The organism is Pseudomonas sp. GL-B-19 (genome assembly GCF_019956415.1).
Classification (GTDB): domain Bacteria; phylum Pseudomonadota; class Gammaproteobacteria; order Pseudomonadales; family Pseudomonadaceae; genus Aquipseudomonas.
Genome location: NZ_JAHBDK010000037.1, coordinates 1 through 18,657, shown reverse-complemented (window position 1 = coordinate 18,657; position 18,657 = coordinate 1). Strand labels below are relative to the sequence as shown.

Genomic DNA, 18,657 nt, shown 5'->3' with positions numbered 1-18,657 from the left:
GCTACTCCATAAGTTAGACCCTTGGGTTGAATCGCGTAACAGAAAATAGTTTGGCGTTTCCTCTTCTATCAATACTCCTCAACATATGCGATTGACTAGTTCCTCCTAGGGATGGTCTGTAGTGGCCATTTATTATGGCTGACTTCGGCCACTGCCGATTTTGAAAGTGGCAAGTCGAACCAAAATGCTCGGATCACTCACTCATTCCTGTCTTTTTAGCCGCTACGAGCACCTCGCGGCGGCTATTCCCCACATCACAGGTGCACCTCTGCTGCATGGCTCAATAAATGTCGACGGGACATCCGCAGATTCGACAATGCAAGCAGCATCACCAGCTGCGCCGTGTTCTTGGCCAAACCATGGAAGCGCGTCTTCACATAACCGAACTGGCGCTTGATCACCCGGAACGGGTGCTCAACCTTCGCCATGACTTGAGCCTTGGCTTTTTCAATTTTGCGCTTGGCTTTGTACAGGGCGCTACGTTTGCCCAGGCACGTCTGTGATCGAGCCGAACTGTCGCACAGCTGTACGGCTGTCTCTATTGCTCGCACAAGTCTGCTACTGCGACGAAGAAGACCTGCACAAGCGGCTGAGCTTGCAATACGTGATCAACGCCGTGCGCAAAGCGCTCCCGGATGCAGCGCACGCTGAAGCGCGCTTGGCGAATGCTCCGAGTCGGCGAAACAGATGGTCGAAACAGTTAAAACAAAAGTGTTTGAGTACGGCATGCGGACCCCATTCTGGGAGAGCCGCTTGAGTCGTTATGAAGAGGTTGGGGGTGGTGTTTTGAGCGCTGTTATGTAACGCTGCGTTTCAACGTCTGTGGGCGAGAACAGAGTAGAGTTTATGCGCCAGCCCCGGCTGGTGACGGCGGGGTTGGCGCATATCGATGAAGTAGTCGATATGCTGGCCGAAGACGAGGAGGAGGGGCGGCAGTCCTGTCTGAAAAGTCACTGGGTAGGCGTTGGAAAAAGTAGAGGCGCCGAGCCTCGTATCGAGAGTGTGGCCACCGATCTGGTGGCGCACTTCGAGGAGCGCGGTCAGGCGCAGAATGGCTAGGACATGGGGGTGACCATGAGATGTGAGATTTGTCTGCACTTGTACAGCGAGATCATTACTCGGCGCCCCGAATGGCACGACGAAGACCCACCATCGCGCGATGAAGAAGGTTCGAGCTATTGGAAAATCGCCTTCGGTTTCGCGCGCATAAGGGTGTTGAACTATGTGCGGTTTTCGATTGGCCCTATTAAAGGGGATTTAGATTGCCAGCCAACAGGAGTCTTGCAGGACTTTCGTTTATGCCATTAACGCGAGCCCACGGTTACTCATGCCGTCGGTATGGATACTGTGACCGATATCGCACTCAAGGTGGGCCGTGGCAACCCGGGCAGGCTTGTAATGAATAGGAGTTCGCTGTGTCCAGATGAGCCCCGCCCAGTAAGCGGCAGCATGAAGGGTTGTGTTATCAGCGAGAGTTGGCAGAGTGCGGGAATTTTTTGCGCGGGCGGTAAGAACTTAAAACTGTTATCTGCAAGTTTAAACAAGACTATTCATCAAAATATGGATCAACTGTGACTAATGATATTTCCCCCCGTCGGACTCTTAGGGATGATGAGACCGACTTGGTTGAACTGCTGCTGAGCTTATGGACGCAAAAATGGCTAATCATACTGGTCACCTTGACGATCACCGCTGGTGCCGCCTTATATGCGTTTCTCAGTAAGCCGGTTTACGAAGCGCGTATTTCCGTACTGCCGCCCTCGCTCAGTAACATTGCTGGCTTCAACCTGGGGCGGAGTGGAGCGCGTGGACTGGTGCCTTTCTCGGTCAGCGATGTATACGCTGTTTTCACTCGTAACCTGCAAGCCGAGGAAGTTCGCCGTCAATTCTTCAGGGAGGTTTACTTGCCGTCACTGGACGCAGAGCAGCGTTCAAGGTCTCTGGACAGGCTCTACATGGAGTTTTCTGGATCACTAAGCGTCAAGGCGCCAGACAAAAATCAGCCAGATCGCTATGTAATTGTTGTTGAGCGTCACGACCCAGGCCAGGCTGCGGACTGGGCTAAGCGCTATATCGACCTGACGGCTCGGCAATCCCTCGGTGAAATGCTGAAAAACGCTCAAAGTGAGCTCTCTGTGCAGGCCGGGAATATAGAGCGGCAGATAAAATCCCAGCGGGATACTGCCAAAGCTCGTCGTGCGGACCGCATTACTCAGCTGCAAGAGGCGCTGAAGGTTGCCGAGGAAGTTGGCCTTGAAAAACCTCCGTTGATTACTGGGCGATCGAATGACAGCGAGCTCGCCGCATTTATGGGTGGTAGCTTGATGTATATGCGCGGAGCCAAGGCGCTACGAGCAGAATTGCAGGTGCTTAAGTCACGCGAATCTGACGACCCCTTCATTTCCGACCTGCGCAACCTTCAGGAACAATACGAGCTTTATGCCGGTGTAAGTCTCGACCCGGAAGGAGTCGCAGTCTTCCGTCAAGATGGTAAAATCGAATTGCCGGATGCCCCCATCAAGCCCAAGAAGGCATTGATTCTGGCGCTTGGCGTGGTGCTTGGCGGTATGCTTGGTCTCTTCATTGCTCTGATTCGTCTGATGATTAAAAAACGTTTAGCCACGACCTAAACACTCCTCCTCTACCGTTTACTGGAGGGGAGTGAGGCGTTAAATAACCAACGCCAGATTCAGGAAGGTACATTGGGCGAAGAAAATTAGCGCTCAACTCCCCATCCGCCGCAACTTTTCGTGGGGCAACCGTTTCACCGAGTATTGTAGGAGGTCGTAACCCTTCTGAGCCCTGTGGGCACCGGAGTGTGTAGACTCCGGCAAGTAGGTGTTTTGATCCGAAAGGTGAGCTGCATGTTATTCGGCCGGTGCGGACCAGAGGGGGCGTGGATGCTTAAGTGCTCATCAGAGGTGCGATTTTTTGCGGTGGTGCGACGACACCGCAATAGGCAGAATAATCTCGAGGCCCCCATCGCAACTCTAGTTTTATCAGTACTTAATACCTGTCCAAGAAGCACTGTTCCCCTATGGAATGAAGGCTGTGAATTAACTATTTGTGTTTCTTTTTTGGGGCTTGTTAATGTTATTGCGTAACTCTCTATTGAATTTAGTTGGGCTAGGCGGTCCGTTACTGGCGGCAATTTTTACTATACCGTATTTAATAGCAGAGCTCGGTCCTGAGCGCTTCGGACTGTTGACCTTGATTTGGGCTGTCGTTAGCTACTTCGGTTTGTTTGATTTTGGACTAGGGCGTGCACTGACCCAGCAGATCGCTATCACATGGTCACGTGATGAAAAACAAGATTTACCGTCAATCACAGGAACCGCCTATCTCATTATGCTTGTCCTTGGCCTTTGCGCGGGTCTGATTATGGCTTTGATAGCGCCAGTTCTTGTTGATCAGATTAAGAATGTTCCTAATAAGTCCGAAGCTATTAGTGCTCTGTACGCAATGGCTGTTGCGATGCCATTCATTGTTCTGACATCAGGATTCCGCGGCGTACTCGAAGCACGACAAGCCTTCGGAGTTATTAATTTGATTCGCATACCCATGGGGCTTTTCACTTTTCTCGGGCCGGCTGCGGTGGTCTGGATTGATGAGCCTAGACTGGACTTGATAGCCTGGGTACTTGTTATGGGGCGAGTCTTAGGGTGTCTCGTGCACGCTTGGTATGCCTTTCGCTCTTTACCGAAAGAGTATAGGGGACTGGTTGTCAAACGAACCTGGGTTCGACCGTTATGCGTCAATGGTGGCTGGTTAACTGTGAGCAATGTCATAAGCCCTTTGATGGGTTACATTGATCGTTTCATCATCGGGGCATTGGTTTCGACTGCAGCTGTCACGTATTACGCGACACCCAATGAGATTGTTACCAAACTCTGGATATTCCCTGCTGCATTGACAGCCGTGCTATTCCCAACCTTTGCCGCGCAGATCAGTCGCGGCGGAGGAGAAACGCGCGAACTTTTCAAGAAGGTTCTGCTCTGGCTTTTTCTTGCGATGACACCAATTGTGGTTGTGCTGATACTTTTCGCCCACGAAATCATGCGTCGGTGGATTAACGAGGATTTTGCCAACCAGAGTGCAACAATCCTGCAGATCTTTGCAGTCGGAATACTGATTAATAGCCTGACACATATTCCATTTACTTTGATTCAGAGCAGTGGGCATGCTCGATGGACAGCGCTGATACATTTAGTCGAGCTTCCAATGTTCATGCTAGCCCTCTGGTGGCTTACCAATAACTATGGTGTCGAGGGTTCAGCATGGGCGTGGCTGTTGCGCATAATTTTTGATACTGGATTGATGTTTGCTTGTGCAAAGCACATCCTTGATTCGCGTTTGGCAGCAGTAAAATATGGCTAACTCAGAATTTCGACTTTGCTATGCCAGATTGAATTTAATTGACGCCGCTACAGGGAGTTTGATTTGAAAGTTCATGACGTTGTGATAATCATGTCGGTGTTCAATGGCGAGAAATATGTGGTTGAGCAAATCGATAGCATACTTTGCCAGGAGTCGGCAAATGTAAAGCTTTGGATCAGAGATGATGGTTCAACTGATAGCACAGTTAGTTTGATTGGTGAAAAATATGCCAATGATGACAGGGTGTTTATACAGAAGGGAAAGAACTTAGGTGCGTGCAAATCGTTTATTGAAGCTGTTTTCTGCTGTGATTTTGTCGGGGATTATTATGGATTCTCAGATGCTGATGATGTTTGGGTGATTGACAAAATCAAGCATTCTGTAGACCTGTTGAAGAAAGAAGGGAGTGATATTCCCGTTGCTGTCTCTACACGATTACAGATTGTTGATGAGTCTTTAGGTCCTATAGGCTACACAAAAGTACCTAGAAAGGGTTTGATCTTTAAAAATGCCATCGTTGAATCTGTCGCGAGTGGCGCATCAATTCTAATGAATGAACAAGCATTTAAGATAGTCAGGTCAGTAAGGCCTAGCCATGCTGTTATGCATGATGCATGGGTGTATTTAGTGATTTCTGCATTCGGGAAATTTATCTACAGTGAGTATCCTACGATAAAATATAGACAGCATGGTAGTAATGTAATCGGAGCCTCAAGGTCTTTAAAGAAGAAAATTATTTCACGATTTTCCAGGTTGTCAAATGTTAGCCCGTTCCGCGCTCAGGCCGAAGAATTTATGCAGTTTTTTGGCAAGTCGCTTAGCAAGGAAAACTATGTGATTCTTGATAGGTATTGCAATCACGATAGTAGCTTTCGACGGAGGGTTATGTTCGCAATTAATCCGAGTGTTTATTTTCAGAGTGCTAAGGCTAGCATTTATTTAAGGCTCTTGTCATTGTTAGGTAAGGGGTAATTAAGTGCAAGAAAAACAGCAAGGGTTTGGCGTCGTTTATTCTGCGGCGCGAAGTCTTTTTAGTTTTAATTTATATGTGCTTTTTTTAATATTGGCTTTCTGTTCGTTTTATTCTGCGCGGGAAAGTTTTTCATATGATTATATTTTTTATATAGGCTATTTTGACGCTATACAAAAAATGCAGCTGAGTGATATTTTTTTATCGCTGCAAAGTAATTTGCCAATTATTTACGTAGGTGTTCCCCCTTCAGGCCTGTTGGAGGTTGGTTTTGTACTGTTTGTGAGGGCTCTGTTTTTTATCACTGAAAGTTCAGAGTTAGTCTACGCGTTAATCGCTACGATATCGCTAATGACGAGGGTTTTCATAATGAGAAGGCTTGGTATAAATTGGGCCTGGATCGTGCTGATAAACATTTACGCGATTACATTGTTTGAGGCTAATGCAATACGCGCCGGTTGTGCTTTGACTTTAATTATTTTTGGTGGGTATTGCCTTTTAAAAGATAGAAAACTTATAGGCTTTGTTCTCCTGGTTTCTTCTATTTCATTTCACGTGCAGGCGGCTTTTGTTTTTTGTTTTTTTGGTTTTTTTTGGTTGTTCTATAATTTTTTCAGCCAAAGTGCTTTAAGGCTTGCCTTGACAGGACTCGGATTGGGGGTGAGTGGGTTAGTGGTTGACAAGGCTATTGCGCTATTGAATGTAAGTAAGATGGAAGACTATAGCGGCAAATATGTTGGGTCGGTTGGGTTTAATAGTATTTCATTGGCGGGCATATTATTAGTTGGGGGTTTTTTCTATAAAATCGTGTCGTCGAGAAAATGCGTCTTGGAGTCAATGGGTGCCGAAGGAAGGATTTTGTTGCCATTTTTAATTTCTTCAGTCCCTGCATTGTCCGCCTTGGTGTTTGCTACGTCTCTTGGTGCTATAGGTGATAGGCTTTGGCAGTTCGCTTTTGTTGTTTTTAGCGTTTTTATGTTGAGAGTGGATGTAAAGGGCTCTTTTAGATATGTTCTGTATTTGTTGTTGATTTTGTGTTTGTTTATTTCAAATATAAATGTGCTGATAAGGTATCCGTTGTCTAATTTTTTATATCCGTTGCTTCCGTACATTGATATTGTTCCTAAGTTTTGATTTTGTGGAGGCTTGGGTTTAAAAAATATAGTGGCCCAGCAGATTATTAGCCGGTCTGTAAGACAGCTTGATAGGTTGGGTGGTGGCGCTGATGAAAAATTGACCCACTTTGCCGATTGAAAATTGACCTAGGGCCGATTGCTGATTTTTGCATCAGTAATTGTGGATAAGCTTAGCAGCACTGTCCCGCTGACATAGGCACTAAGCCCCACCGCATGCAGGCATACGGCAGGGTATTCCCGGTGTCGATCAAAACGGTTCATCGTCCTCTGTGCCGTCACTGTCCTTGCGCTTTCGCTCACGTGATTTGATCTTTGTCTGGGCGACCAAGCTGCTGTGTTGCAGGCGGTAGGACTCCTTGCCTGTTTCGACGATGTGGCAGTGGTGTGTCAGCCGATCCAGCAACGCCGTGGTCATCTTGGCGTCACCGAACACCCTTGACCATTCCGAGAAGCTGAGGTTGGTGGTGATGACCACGCTGGTGTACTCGTATAGCTTGGACAGCAGGTGAAATAACAGGGCACCACCGCTCTGACTAAAAGGCAAATACCCCAGTTCATCGAGTATCACCAGGTCTGTGCGAAGCAGCCCTTGAGCGATTCGGCCCGCCTTACCCTCGTGTTTTTCGCGCTCCAGCAAATTGACCAGATCCACCGTGGAGTAGAAGCGCACGCGTTTGTTATGCGTCGTGATTCCGGACACGGCCAAGGCGGTGGCCAGGTGTGTTTTGCCGGTTCCAGGCCCGCCAATTACACGTCATTCTGCGCGGTATCGGTGAACTCCAGGCTGGACAGATCCCTGACCACGCGGGCGTCTGCGCTGGAAGCGCTGAAGTCGAAGCCTGCCAAATCACGATGTATGGGCAGTTTGGCCATGTTCATCTGATGATTCACCGAGCGTACGGCGCGATCTGCATGTTCCTGTTGAAGCAGGTGTTCGAGCAGCCATTTCGACGACGCCGTCGAGGCTTCGCCTTGGGACGCAAGTTCTTCCCAGGCGCTGGCCATGCCATGCAGACGCAGCTCCTTGAGTTCCGCCATAAGATCACGCATTGCGAGTCTCTTCATCGGTGGTACGGAGCCGGTCGTAGCGCGCGGTATTGGCGACAGGCGCCACCTTGAGTTGAAGGCTGGTTTCGGCGGACGGAGGGGCTGCTGTCGATGTCAGTCGTGCCAGAACCTTCAGGATGTGGTCAGCGCTCAAGCTGCCTGATTCAAGTACCAACTCCACAGCCACCAACACGGCATCGAGCCCGGCGATGGGAACAGCCGCCAGTACCTGCGTCATGACCCGATCACCATTGGCGTGACGCCTCAGACCGCGCTTGAGAAGCAGCAACGGCTTCGGCAGATCGGCAAACGGAGCGCCATTGCGCAGCGCACCGGGCTTGCGTTCGATAAGCGGGATGTAATGCTGCCAGTCCGTGGCCCTGGCTGGGATACGCAACCAACCAAAATGCGCGACTGGCGCACAGCTTCATGTGGGAAACCTGGATCCGTCGAAACAGGCCGCCGATCAGCAGGCCTTCTTCGCTCCAGTCGAACTGAAAGGCCTCACCGAGGGCGAACGTCAACGGTACAAAGGCCCGTAAGGATTTGCCTTGCTCACCGCGCCACGAACGTATGAAGGCGGTGAGCTGGCTGTAGCCGCCGTCGTAGCCCTCGGCCTTGATCTGTTCGAAGAGTGCTTTGGCGCTCCTGCGATTGTGCTTGGCCCGAAACGAATCGGCCTTGAGCGCCTGCTCCAGCGTCTGGTGAAACGGACTGAGTTTGTTGAAGGCTGCGCACCGCTGGTAAGCCGGCTGAGCTGCTTCGGGCGCTCTGACCCATTTTCGGATGGTATTTCTCGACAGCCCGGTACGCTTGGCAATCTGATGCAGCGACAGCTTGTCGCGAAAATACATGCGCCGAATTTTGCCCATCATTTCCATGCTGATCACCCTGTGTTCTCCTGCTCAAAAATTGAGGAGGAGCAGTTGAACGCATGGGTCAGTTTTCAGTCGGCAGAACAGCCTTTACTGGGTCAGTTTTCGGTCAGCGGCAACAAAAGCAACACACCGGCTCGTGCGGACCAAGTTGGGTGGAGATTTCTACCTATGGAAAACTCTGCCAGCCGTGCCGCGACTTGCGAGGGCCCAATCACCATGCCGATGGCCAAGGTCACAGCGGTCGCTGTCCCCAATTGCTTGAGGACATTGAGCAGGTGTACTGAGATACCTGATACGACCAATGCCAGAATCGTCAACATGGCGCCAATCAACAAGAACAGGTGATTGGTGGTATCGGGGCGAAGCTCTGCAGTATTGCGTGTTTCTATAATGACGGGGTGAGGCGATTGTTTTGTGCTTCCAGGAATCAACAGGGCATGAATAGGGAATCCGATTAGCAGATAAGCTGCTGCGATGGCGAAGCAGGTGGGGTCCACTTGGTGACGCGCTGACATCTCTGGGCGCCGAGGGTTGGGTGTCCGCTTTTGGCCGATTCTGTTGAAAAAGTCGGATTTTCAGCTCACCTGAACTCAGGCACGACCACCACCGGAGAACCTAATCACCACATTGAGTGGTTTCTCGGCCCTTCGTTGACCTTTGCTGCTCTGTTAATGGGTTAGTTTGAGGTTTTTAGCTTCGTGCAGGCGCACCTATCCCGTAGAAGGTGGCCCTTGAGATGCAAGTTTGGCCAGACGTCACAGGTTCTGTGCCGCGGCCGCCAGCGTGAACTCATCGGACGCGCCACTCATGCCACGTAGTCGCAAGCGATCCAGTTTCAGGATTCGCTTGAGGTGGGCGAACAACATTTCGACCTTCTTACGTTCGTGGCGAGAGCGCACGTACTCCGGCGTCGCCGCGATGCGTCGAGTCACATCACGAGCGGCTTCATGGATGCTGCGGACGATCTTGCGAATCGAAGTGTTCGGGCAGTATTTGGCTTTCATCGGACATGTCGCGCAGTCGGTCTGCATGGATCGGAAGATGATGGTGTTGGCTTTTGTGACGTGTGAACGCTCGTTCTTGAAGGCTCGCCATTCGCCGCGTAATACGTTGCCGGCCGGGCAGCGGTATTCCTCAGCCTCTTCATTCCAGTGGAAATCGTTACTCGAAAAGCTGTCGTTCTTGCGCTCAGTTTTGTCCCACACCGGCACATGCGGTTCGATGTCTTTTTCCTCCACCATCCAGGCCAGCATCGGCGCTGTGCCGTAAGCGGTGTCGCCAATGAGGCGATCTGGCTTGATGTCGAACTGCGCTTCGACCCGATCGATCATCTTCTTGGTGCTCTCGACTTCTGCGGTTCGATGAGCCGGTGTGGGTTCCACATCCATGATCACGCCGTGCTCGGTATCGATCAGATAATTCGTGGAGTTAGCGTAGAAAGCTGGGCCGGCAGGAGCAGCGGTCCAGTGGGTTTGAGGATCCGCCAGCGACAGGCGTTTCGGTAGCGTTTCGGCCAAAGCCTCTTCATCGAGGCCTTCAAGGTACTCACGCGCGGCGCGGGTGCTCAGGCCCGGATCGCTCCAGTTGACTGCCCCATCCTGAATGGGCTGAAGCATGTGCCCGTGGACGCTGAACAATGAAGATCGAAGTCTTTTATGCTGATGGATGCGGCAACTGCAGCGTGTCCAGGCTCGACCTCAAGGACGTCGTGCTCGCAGCGTTTCCCGGCGGAGCGGTTTGGAGCGAGATCGACATCGTTAAGAACATCGACTAAGCGGTGGGGCAGGGCGTTCTCACGGTCCCGGCTGTCGCGATCGACGGGGCACTTGTATTCACCAAGCTGCCGACGGCTCAACAGCTTGTGTCTGAGTTGACGGCCGCGCAGAGAAACTGAATGGACGCTGAATCGAGGTTGCAACTCGTTCAGCAGGGCCGCCTGGCGGCGACCGTCACAGCGTTTTTGGCGGGCTTGGTATTTAGCTTCAACCCAGTGGCAATGGCTGCCGTGGCGGTGACGCTCGCCTACGTCACAAAGGCCCGGGAAAACCTGCAGGCGACGCAGTATCCGGGCTGATCTATCCTGTGGCTTTGGCAGCTTCTCCCTGCATTTCCGTGCGCCACGGGTCGGGCGTAACCCTAAGACCGGCGATTCCGCAAGCTTGGATGGCAAGTTCGTTCCGCATTTCAAGCCGTGGAAGGAGTTGCGGGATCGGGTGAATGAGGAGGAGTAATGGCGTTGTAGGGACTGACGGGAAGGTCAGTTTTGCGTCTGGTCTGTCAAGTCTTGTAATAGTTCGCATATCTGAGAGAATGCCGTGCTGAGTTTATAGTTCGTGTCGGCAGTGAGGAATCTCTTCTTTGGCGCGTCTCAAGGAGAGGCTTTTATCCAGGTCAAAGAATCAAAGGATTGCGAGCGGATTTTTTAGTCCCCATCCCCATTGCTGAGCTGACGATATTGATTTTTTCTTGATCCGGAGTTTCAGTGAGTCAGATCCCACCCGTAAACAGCTACCAACCCTCGGACGAGATTGATTTAGTTGAGTTGCTTGAGAATCTATGGAAGCAAAAGCTGCTGATTGCTCTTGTGACGCTGTTGACTGCAGTCGTAGCCGCTAGTTATGCCTTTTTGTCCGCGGCAGTCTACGAGGCAAAAACCAGTTTGTTGCCGCCTCGCTTGGCAGATATCGTTGGCTATAATCTGGGGCGAGCGGAGGCTGGGCTGCCAGAATTTACTGAGAAAAAAGTTTATTCCATGTTTACTCAGAACCTTCGTTCAGAGGGGCAGCGCAATAGCTTTTTCGAGCAGGTCTATCTTCCCGCGCAGGAAGCTGACGCAAGCTCAAAAACAAAGGATCAGCTTCGGGAGGCTCTAAACAAGAAACTGGTCATCAGCAATCCTGATATTAAGAACAACCCAGATCGATTCGAAGTGGCAGTGCAGTCCGCAGTGTCGAGCAGGGCGGCAGAGTGGGCAAACTTGTACGTCGAACGGGCGGCGGCCAAGACTCGGCAAGATATGGTTGATACAGCCAAGACTGAAATCAGTACGCGAGTCAAGTCGATCAAGAGTCGAATTGAGGTATTGCGCGAGAGTGCCAGAAAACTTCGTGAAGACCGAATTGCTCGCCTGCAAGAAGCTTTAACCGTTGCAGATAAAGTGGGTGTGCAAGCGCCGCAGGTCAAAGCCAGCAGAACATCGTCGGATGGTGAGTTGGAGCAGTTCGTTGATGGCAATTTGATGTATATGCGCGGTGCCAAGGCCATTCGCGCCGAACTGGCAGTGCTGCAAAGCCGCACGAATGACGACCCATTTATAGCCGGTCTACGCGATTTTGAAAATCAACTGGATTTTCTATCCAAGGTTAGCGTGAGTCCAACTAACGTTGCGGTTTTCACCTTGGATAATATTGCCGAAGCTCCCGACACTCCAATCAAACCTAAAAAAGCGCTGATACTGGCTCTTGGGGTTGTTCTTGGCGGTATGCTAGGTGTGTTTATTGCCTTGATTCGTAGCATGTCGGCGAAGCGTCGCCAGCAAGTAAACTGATAACGCTTCGCAACAGCTAAAAAGAGTGAAGAATGAAAATTCTCGTCACCGGCGGCGCCGGCTTTATTGGTTCTGCGGTTATTCGCCAGATCATTCGCAACACCAATGATTCGGTAGTCAACCTCGATAAACTCACCTACGCCGGCAATCTCGAATCACTGGCTGACATCATCGGTAGCGAGCGCTACGCCTTCGAACAGGTGGATATCTGCGATCGCACCGAAGTTGAGCGAGTGTTTCGCGAGTATCATCCCGATGCCGTGATGCATCTGGCGGCGGAAAGTCACGTTGATCGCTCCATCGACGGCCCAGCGGCGTTTATTGAGACCAATATCGTTGGCACCTATACCTTGCTGGAAGTTGCTCGCCAGTATTGGCAAGGTCTGGACGACAGCCGCAAAGCCGGGTTTCGCTTTCACCATATCTCCACCGATGAAGTGTATGGCGATCTCGACGATCCAGCCGAACTGTTTATCGAAGCCACGCCTTACGCGCCCAGCTCGCCGTATTCAGCCAGCAAGGCCAGTTCCGACCACCTGGTACGCGCCTGGAGTCGTACCTATGGGCTGCCGACGCTGATCACCAATTGCTCGAATAACTACGGTCCGTACCACTTCCCGGAAAAGCTTGTGCCGTTGATCATCCTCAACGCCCTGGAAGGCAAGCCACTGCCTGTGTACGGCAAAGGCGATCAGATTCGTGATTGGCTCCATGTCGAGGATCACGCCCGCGCGCTGTACAAGGTAGTCACCGAAGGCGAGCTCGGCGAAACCTATAACATCGGCGGTCATAACGAAAAAAAAAATATCGAGGTGGTGCATGCGCTCTGCGCTCTGCTCGACGAGTTACGGCCCGACTCGCCACATTGCCCGCACGCCAGCTTGATCACCCACGTCCAAGACCGCCCCGGCCACGATCTGCGCTACGCCATCGACGCCAGCAAGATTCAGCGCGAGCTTAACTGGACGCCCATCGAGACCTTCGAGTCTGGGATTCGTAAGACCGTTGAGTGGTATCTGAACAATCTGCAATGGTGCCGCCGCGTACAAGATGGCAGCTATCAACGTGAGCGCCTGGGCGTTAAGGCATAAGGAAGCAGTACATGAAAGGCATTATCCTCGCCGGCGGTTCCGGTACCCGGCTCTACCCCATCACCAAGGGCGTGTCCAAACAACTGCTGCCGGTTTATGACAAACCGATGGTTTATTACCCGCTGTCGGTGCTAATGCTCTCGGGTATCCGTGACATTTTGTTAATCAGCACACCAGAAGACATTAGTGGTTTTCAGCGCTTACTCGGGGATGGCCGCGATCTAGGCATCAACCTTAGCTATGCGGTGCAGCCCAAGCCGGATGGCTTGGCCCAAGCCTTCATCATTGGTGAAGAGTTTATTGGCCAGGATAACGTCTGCCTGGTGCTGGGAGACAACATCTTCTACGGCCAAGGTTTTGGTCCCATGCTGCGCGCCGCAGTTGCCCGCAGCAAAGGCGCTACCGTGTTCGGCTACCAGGTCAAGGACCCGGAGCGCTTCGGTGTGGTTGAGTTTGACGAGCACAAGCGCGCCATCTCCATCGAAGAAAAACCGCTCAAACCAAAATCCCACTATGCCGTGACTGGGTTGTATTTTTACGATAACGACGTGATTGATATCGCCAAACAAGTCAAGCCTTCTGCGCGTGGCGAGCTGGAAATTACCAGCATTAATCAGGCGTATATGGAGCGAGGAGACTTGCACGTAGAGTTGCTCGGCCGTGGCTTCGCCTGGCTGGATACTGGCACCCACGAAAGCCTGCTGGAAGCGGCGCATTTCGTGGAAACTATCGAGAAGCGCCAAGGCTACAAGGTAGCCTGCCTGGAAGAGATTGCCTTTAATAATGGTTGGTTGAGCGTGGACAATCTGCGTGGCATTGGCCAGTCTCTGAGCAAGAACGGCTATGGTCAGTATCTATTGTCGTTGGTCGAGGACAAGTAATGAGCGAAAAACCGATTTACGTCACCCAGCCCTACCTGCCGCCGCTGGAAGAGTTCATCCCTTATTTGCAGCAAATTTGGGACAAAAAAATCCTCACCAATGGCGGCCCAATGCATCAGCAGTTGGAGCAGCAGCTATGCGACTACCTCGGTGTCGAGCATATTGCGCTGTTCAATAACGGTACCATTGCGTTACTCACTGCATTGCAGGCACTGCGCGTAACTGGCGAGGTCATTACTACACCGTATTCATTCGTTGCCACCGCCCACTCACTGTTGTGGAATGGCATTAAGCCAGTATTCGTCGATATCGATCCTCACACCCTTAACCTCGATCCTGCAAAGGTCGAAGCTGCCATTACTCCGCAGACTACCGCCATTATGCCGGTGCATTGCTACGGTAATCCTTGCGACGTCGAGGCTATTCAGAAGATCGCGGACAACTATAACTTACGCGTGATTTACGATGCCGCTCACGCCTTCGGTGTAAAAGACGCCGGAGGCAGCATCTTGCGGCATGGCGATCTGAGTGTGCTGAGCTTTCATGCTACAAAAGTCTTCAATACCTTTGAAGGTGGGGCAATTATTTGTCCAGATGCCAAGACCAAGAAACGTATTGATCAATTGAAGAACTTTGGTTTTGTTGATGAAATCACCGTGGTCGCTCCCGGTATTAACGGGAAAATGAGTGAAATCAATGCAGCGTTTGGCTTATTGCAACTCAAGCATATCGACCAAGTAATTGCCCGTCGGCGCGAAGTTGACAGGATATATCGTGAGGAACTCCAGGGGGTAAACGGTATTCGAATCGTAGAGGGCGGCAGTCAGGCCGCTGCGAACTACTCGTATTTTCCGATTTTAATTGAGTCGGATCACCCTTTAAGTCGTGATGAGTTGTACCAGAAACTTAAAGATAGCAATATTTTTTCACGACGATACTTTTATCCGCTAATCAGCGAATTCCCAATGTATCGGGGCATGTTATCGGCGCAGCGCAACAACCTTCCTGTAGCTAATGAGGTCTCCGAGAAGGTTCTTTGCCTGCCAATTTATTCAGATATCACCAGTGATGACCTCGCCCGAATTATCCATGTCGTGAGGGCTGCTTGAGATGGGACTGCTCAGCCGCGAACAAATAGAACAGATGGGGTTCTCCCATGTAGGAGAAAATTCGCGCCTTTCCGACAAAGCCGCCTACTATAATTGCGCAAACATCGTCATTGGCAATAATGTGCGGATCGATGACTTCTGCGTGCTCTCTGCGGGCATCGGTGGTATTGAAATCGGGTGCTATATTCATATTGCTGTATACACTTCGCTCATCGGTGCCGGGAAAATAACTCTGTGCGACTTCAGTAACATCTCATCGAAAGTTGCAATTTATAGTAGTAATGATGACTATAGTGGTTCCAGTATGACCAATCCAATGGTTTCCGAGGAGTTTACCAACATCAATTTCGCAGATGTCACTATTGGCCGTCATGTGATTATTGGCTGTGGCAGCATCGTTCTTCCTGGTGTAACCCTTGCCGAAGGTGTCGCTGTTGGCGCATTGAGTTTGGTCTCTGAAAGTTGTACGGAGTTTGGGATTTACACAGGTGTTCCCGTCCGAAGAATCAAGGAAAGAAAAAGAGACTTGCTGGCATTGGAGCAGGCTTTTTTAAAAAACCAGATATGTATTTAAATCGAATAATATAAGATCTCATATTGCTTTTTTGTTTCGCGACTTTAACTTCCTCATGATATGTGGCGGGTAAAATTCTTTAATTTATTCATGCTAAACTATTAAGGTTGATATCTATCTTGTCTCTGAGGCGTAACATATTTGCAAGCTATATAAGTCAGATTTACGTCACCTTGATAGGCATACTTATTTTGCCTTTGTATATCAAGTATATGGGCGCAGAGGCCTATGGTCTGATTGGCTTCTTCACCATGTTGCAGGCTTGGTTCGGGTTACTTGACATGGGGTTGACGCCTACCATTGCTCGTGAAACCGCACGCTACCATAGCGGTACGATGCCTGCTCTGGCGTATCGTCAGCTTTACCGCGCGCTCAGCCTGATATTCATGCTTGTCGCTGTTTTGGGCGGCGCTGGATTGTATCTACTGTCCGGTTTGGTTGCCACCCGTTGGCTTAATGTAGAAAAACTACCGCTTGATGTAGTGACTCTTTCAGTGCAAATCATGGCAATCAACGTAGCCATGCGTTGGATGTGCGGCCTTTACCGCGGTGTTGTTACCGGCTCCGAGCAGTTGGTATGGTTAAGTGGCTTTAGTGCTTTGGTCGCGACTCTCCGTTTTGTTGTCGTACTGCCGGTAATGTGGTATTTCGGCTTTACGCCTTTTGTTTTCTTTGTTTATCAGCTTTTGGTCGCCCTTATTGAAATCATCGGGCTTGGTTCAAAATGCCAACACCTTTTGCCTGCCAGTGAAACGCTTGGCCAGTCCATCGGTTGGTCATTCAAACCGATCCGGCCGATATTGAAGTTTGCTCTGACCATAGCCTTCACCTCATCGGTGTGGGTGCTGGTCACGCAAAGCGATAAACTGGTGCTCTCTGGCATTTTACCTCTGGAAGAGTATGGTTTTTTCACCTTGGCGGTACTAGTCGCCAGCGGCATCATGGTCATTAGCGGTCCTATTAGCAGCGCCATAATGCCACGCATGGCCAGACTGCACGCAGAAGGTAAAAATGACGAATTGATCCGTGTCTATCGAAATTCAACCCAGTTGGTAAGCATAATCGCCGGCTCCGCAGCTATCACTCTAGCCAGCTGCGCTGAACCACTGCTCTTTGCTTGGACCGGTGATCGGCAGCTGGCCGAAAGTGCCGCTCCCGTCCTTCGCCTTTATGCTGTCGGTAATGGGTTACTCGCAATAGCAGCCTTTTCCTACTACCTGCAATATGCCAAAGGTAATTTACGCTACCACCTCATTGGTAATGCAGGTATGACTGTAATCCTTATTCCAAGCATAGTCTTGGCGGCTACGCATTTCGGCGGGGTTGGAGCAGGTTATGTTTGGCTGGCAACAAATTGTTTTTTTCTATTAGGTTGGGTTGCATTTGTACACTATAAGCTTGAGTCGGGACTACATGGAGTTTGGTTAATTAATGATGTAGTGAAAATAATCGCACCTGGCGTTGGGGTGGCTTTACTGATAGGCGTATTCGGGATTGATCAATCAACAAGCGTTAGAGCTTTAGCTTACGTTATATTTGTTTCGGGGGCTGTTTTTGCGTGCATGGCATTCTGCGCTAAATTTATATGGGGTTTGGATTTTTTTAAAAATTTAGGTGTTAAGTAATGATATTTATCCCGTTTTTTGTTTTTGTTTTGTTATTTGTTGTTTACCAGTCAGTAAATAATTTCAGATTTGGCGTTGTTAGTTATTTGATTTTAATATATGTGGCCTCGTCATTTTGCGCAATTATTTTAGACAGTTTTTTTGAATACTATGATAGTTATAATGTTGAATTAGAGCCGGTACTAATTTTTACATTCGCACTTTCTTTGGTTTTTCTGGGGTTCTTCAGGTTTAGAGATCGTGATTTCTGTTGTATTGAACTGAGTAATTTTAAGTTTCTGAGGGTTTTAGAGTTTTCGCTAATTCCGTTATCACTCTCTGCTTTGGTTTTTTTTACAGTGAGCGCTGTTTCTGCATTGACTGGTGATATTGATGCAAATAGGATTTTGATTTCTGCAGGCGATATTTCATCCCTAGGTCAATTCGGGGTGATTAATTCAATTTTTTCATTGGTTGCAAACTTGTTTTTGTTGAATATCGTTTTTGCTTTTTTGAACTTGTCAGAAGGGTATCCAGGGAGGAGGTCAATAGCGCTGCTGCACCTTGTTTCGAGCACTGCGTATATTTTTTATATTCTATCTTATGCGGGTAGGGATGGGGTTGTTTTTTGGATTATGTCACTTGTGTTCTTGTTTTTATTATTTAGGGGGTTTATGAGTCGGGAGAATAAAAAAATTATTTTGATTGGTGCTTTACTTATGATTATTCCAGCACTTATCGTTTTTATGCAGATCTCAGTGTCAAGGTTCGGTGGGGATGGGTCTGCAGCATTGTTGTTTGCTTTGTTTGACTATGCTGGGCAGCAGGTCTTTAATTTTAATGCGCATTACATGATAGACCCTCCAGCAATGCATGGGGCAATCTCATTCGAACCTGTGGTTGAATTAAAGTCGTGGATTTTTGGCGATGTATTTACGCCACTTGATCATAAGGTTTGGTTTGAATATTTTCTCGATCGAGGTGTTATTCCTTGGGTATTTCCAACGTTTATTGGTTCTTTTTTACATGATTTCGGAAAACTTGGAATGTTGTTAGCGGCTTTTTTTATGTTTCTACTAGCGAGAGTCACTTTGCTTTGCATTAAAAGAACCAAGACTTTTCCATTTTCTAATTTCCTGTTGTTTATTCTGGTTTTTCAGATTGTGTCTTGGGGGGTTTTTTATTATAGGCAGTACTCGGCGTTTTACTATCTAGTAGCTATGTTCTTGCTGTTTGTGGTGTTCAAGTTTTCTGGTAGGGCCAAAAGTGTTTATATTTATAAAGTGGAGGGTTAGGTTTTGGAGTATTGCAAGCCAGTTGTAAGTGTTGTATGTGTTACATATAATCATGAATTATTTATTGCTTCGGCAATAGAGTCTTTTCTGTCTCAGAAGGCCGATTTTGAATATGAAATTGTCGTACATGATGATTCTTCGACTGATA

15 protein-coding genes and 6 pseudogenes are annotated in these 18,657 nt (G+C 49.4%); 16 read left to right on the top strand and 5 right to left on the bottom strand.

What is annotated here, in order from left to right; translation table 11 throughout:
* Positions 1-254: 254 nt before the first annotated feature.
* Positions 255-491: pseudogene (locus tag KGB06_RS15870) on the bottom strand (transposase); the annotation flags it as partial.
* Between the two features lie 385 nt (positions 492-876).
* Between KGB06_RS15870 and KGB06_RS15865 the strand changes: the two are divergent.
* The 5 genes and pseudogenes from KGB06_RS15865 to KGB06_RS15845 all read left to right on the top strand — a co-directional run.
* Positions 877-1,149, top strand: a pseudogene (locus KGB06_RS15865) (hypothetical protein); the annotation flags it as partial.
* Positions 1,150-1,571: 422 nt separating this feature from the next.
* Positions 1,572-2,630 carry an LPS O-antigen chain length determinant protein WzzB gene (locus KGB06_RS15860; RefSeq protein WP_223517297.1) on the top strand — a complete coding sequence of 353 codons (1,059 nt, stop codon included), beginning with the start codon at positions 1,572-1,574 and terminating at the stop codon, positions 2,628-2,630.
* A 460-nt stretch (positions 2,631-3,090) separates the two neighbouring features.
* A complete protein-coding gene (locus KGB06_RS15855; protein WP_223517295.1) occupies positions 3,091-4,377 on the top strand; it encodes a flippase in 1,287 nt (428 codons plus the stop codon).
* 63 nt (positions 4,378-4,440) lie between these two features.
* The gene (locus KGB06_RS15850) at positions 4,441-5,349 is read left to right on the top strand and encodes a glycosyltransferase family 2 protein (protein ID WP_223517293.1); all 909 of its coding nucleotides are present in this window, start codon (positions 4,441-4,443) and stop codon (positions 5,347-5,349) included.
* Between the two features lie 4 nt (positions 5,350-5,353).
* Positions 5,354-6,481, top strand: coding sequence for an EpsG family protein (locus tag KGB06_RS15845; protein ID WP_223517291.1), 1,128 nt, complete (start codon positions 5,354-5,356; stop codon positions 6,479-6,481).
* Positions 6,482-6,730: 249 nt separating this feature from the next.
* Here the strand turns inward: KGB06_RS15845 and istB are convergent.
* From istB to KGB06_RS15825, 4 genes and pseudogenes are all read right to left on the bottom strand, one after another.
* A pseudogene (gene istB / locus KGB06_RS15840) lies at positions 6,731-7,533 on the bottom strand (IS21-like element helper ATPase IstB).
* A pseudogene (locus tag KGB06_RS15835) lies at positions 7,526-8,411 on the bottom strand (hypothetical protein). The pseudogenes istB and KGB06_RS15835 overlap by 8 nt, the downstream one beginning before the upstream one ends.
* Before the next feature lie 92 nt (positions 8,412-8,503).
* Positions 8,504-8,923 (bottom strand): hypothetical protein, encoded by a 420-nt coding sequence (locus KGB06_RS15830; protein WP_223517290.1) that lies wholly within the window; start codon positions 8,921-8,923, stop codon positions 8,504-8,506.
* A 240-nt stretch (positions 8,924-9,163) separates the two neighbouring features.
* Positions 9,164-9,997: pseudogene (locus KGB06_RS15825) on the bottom strand (transposase); the annotation flags it as partial.
* A gap of 47 nt (positions 9,998-10,044) precedes the next feature.
* Between KGB06_RS15825 and KGB06_RS15820 the strand changes: the two are divergent.
* The 11 genes and pseudogenes from KGB06_RS15820 to KGB06_RS30115 all read left to right on the top strand — a co-directional run.
* On the top strand, positions 10,045-10,182 hold the full coding sequence (locus tag KGB06_RS15820; protein WP_223517288.1) for a hypothetical protein: 138 nt from the start codon (positions 10,045-10,047) through the stop codon (positions 10,180-10,182).
* A gap of 120 nt (positions 10,183-10,302) precedes the next feature.
* The gene (locus KGB06_RS15815; protein WP_223517286.1) at positions 10,303-10,482 is read left to right on the top strand and encodes a hypothetical protein; all 180 of its coding nucleotides are present in this window, start codon (positions 10,303-10,305) and stop codon (positions 10,480-10,482) included.
* A gap of 10 nt (positions 10,483-10,492) precedes the next feature.
* A pseudogene (locus KGB06_RS15810) lies at positions 10,493-10,639 on the top strand (HU family DNA-binding protein); the annotation flags it as partial.
* A gap of 251 nt (positions 10,640-10,890) precedes the next feature.
* Entirely contained in the window at positions 10,891-11,955 is a 1,065-nt protein-coding gene (locus tag KGB06_RS29995) for an LPS O-antigen chain length determinant protein WzzB (protein WP_223517285.1), read from the top strand.
* A 32-nt stretch (positions 11,956-11,987) separates the two neighbouring features.
* On the top strand, positions 11,988-13,046 hold the full coding sequence (rfbB, locus tag KGB06_RS15800; RefSeq protein WP_223517283.1) for a dTDP-glucose 4,6-dehydratase: 1,059 nt from the start codon (positions 11,988-11,990) through the stop codon (positions 13,044-13,046).
* 11 nt (positions 13,047-13,057) lie between these two features.
* A complete protein-coding gene (gene rfbA / locus KGB06_RS15795; protein WP_223517281.1) occupies positions 13,058-13,927 on the top strand; it encodes a glucose-1-phosphate thymidylyltransferase RfbA in 870 nt (289 codons plus the stop codon).
* On the top strand, positions 13,927-15,036 hold the full coding sequence (locus tag KGB06_RS15790; RefSeq protein ID WP_223517279.1) for a DegT/DnrJ/EryC1/StrS family aminotransferase: 1,110 nt from the start codon (positions 13,927-13,929) through the stop codon (positions 15,034-15,036). Before rfbA ends, KGB06_RS15790 begins: the two co-directional genes overlap by 1 nt.
* A 1-nt stretch (position 15,037) precedes the next feature.
* Positions 15,038-15,610 carry an acyltransferase gene (locus KGB06_RS15785; RefSeq protein ID WP_223517277.1) on the top strand — a complete coding sequence of 191 codons (573 nt, stop codon included), beginning with the start codon at positions 15,038-15,040 and terminating at the stop codon, positions 15,608-15,610.
* A gap of 107 nt (positions 15,611-15,717) precedes the next feature.
* Complete coding sequence (locus KGB06_RS15780; protein ID WP_223517276.1) at positions 15,718-17,235, top strand: oligosaccharide flippase family protein; 1,518 nt, start codon at positions 15,718-15,720, stop codon at positions 17,233-17,235.
* Positions 17,235-18,509, top strand: coding sequence for an O-antigen polymerase (locus KGB06_RS15775; protein ID WP_223517274.1), 1,275 nt, complete (start codon positions 17,235-17,237; stop codon positions 18,507-18,509). Before KGB06_RS15780 ends, KGB06_RS15775 begins: the two co-directional genes overlap by 1 nt.
* Positions 18,510-18,512: 3 nt before the next feature.
* A partial coding sequence (locus tag KGB06_RS30115) for a glycosyltransferase family 2 protein (protein ID WP_223517392.1) occupies positions 18,513-18,657 on the top strand: 145 nt, incomplete at its 3' end.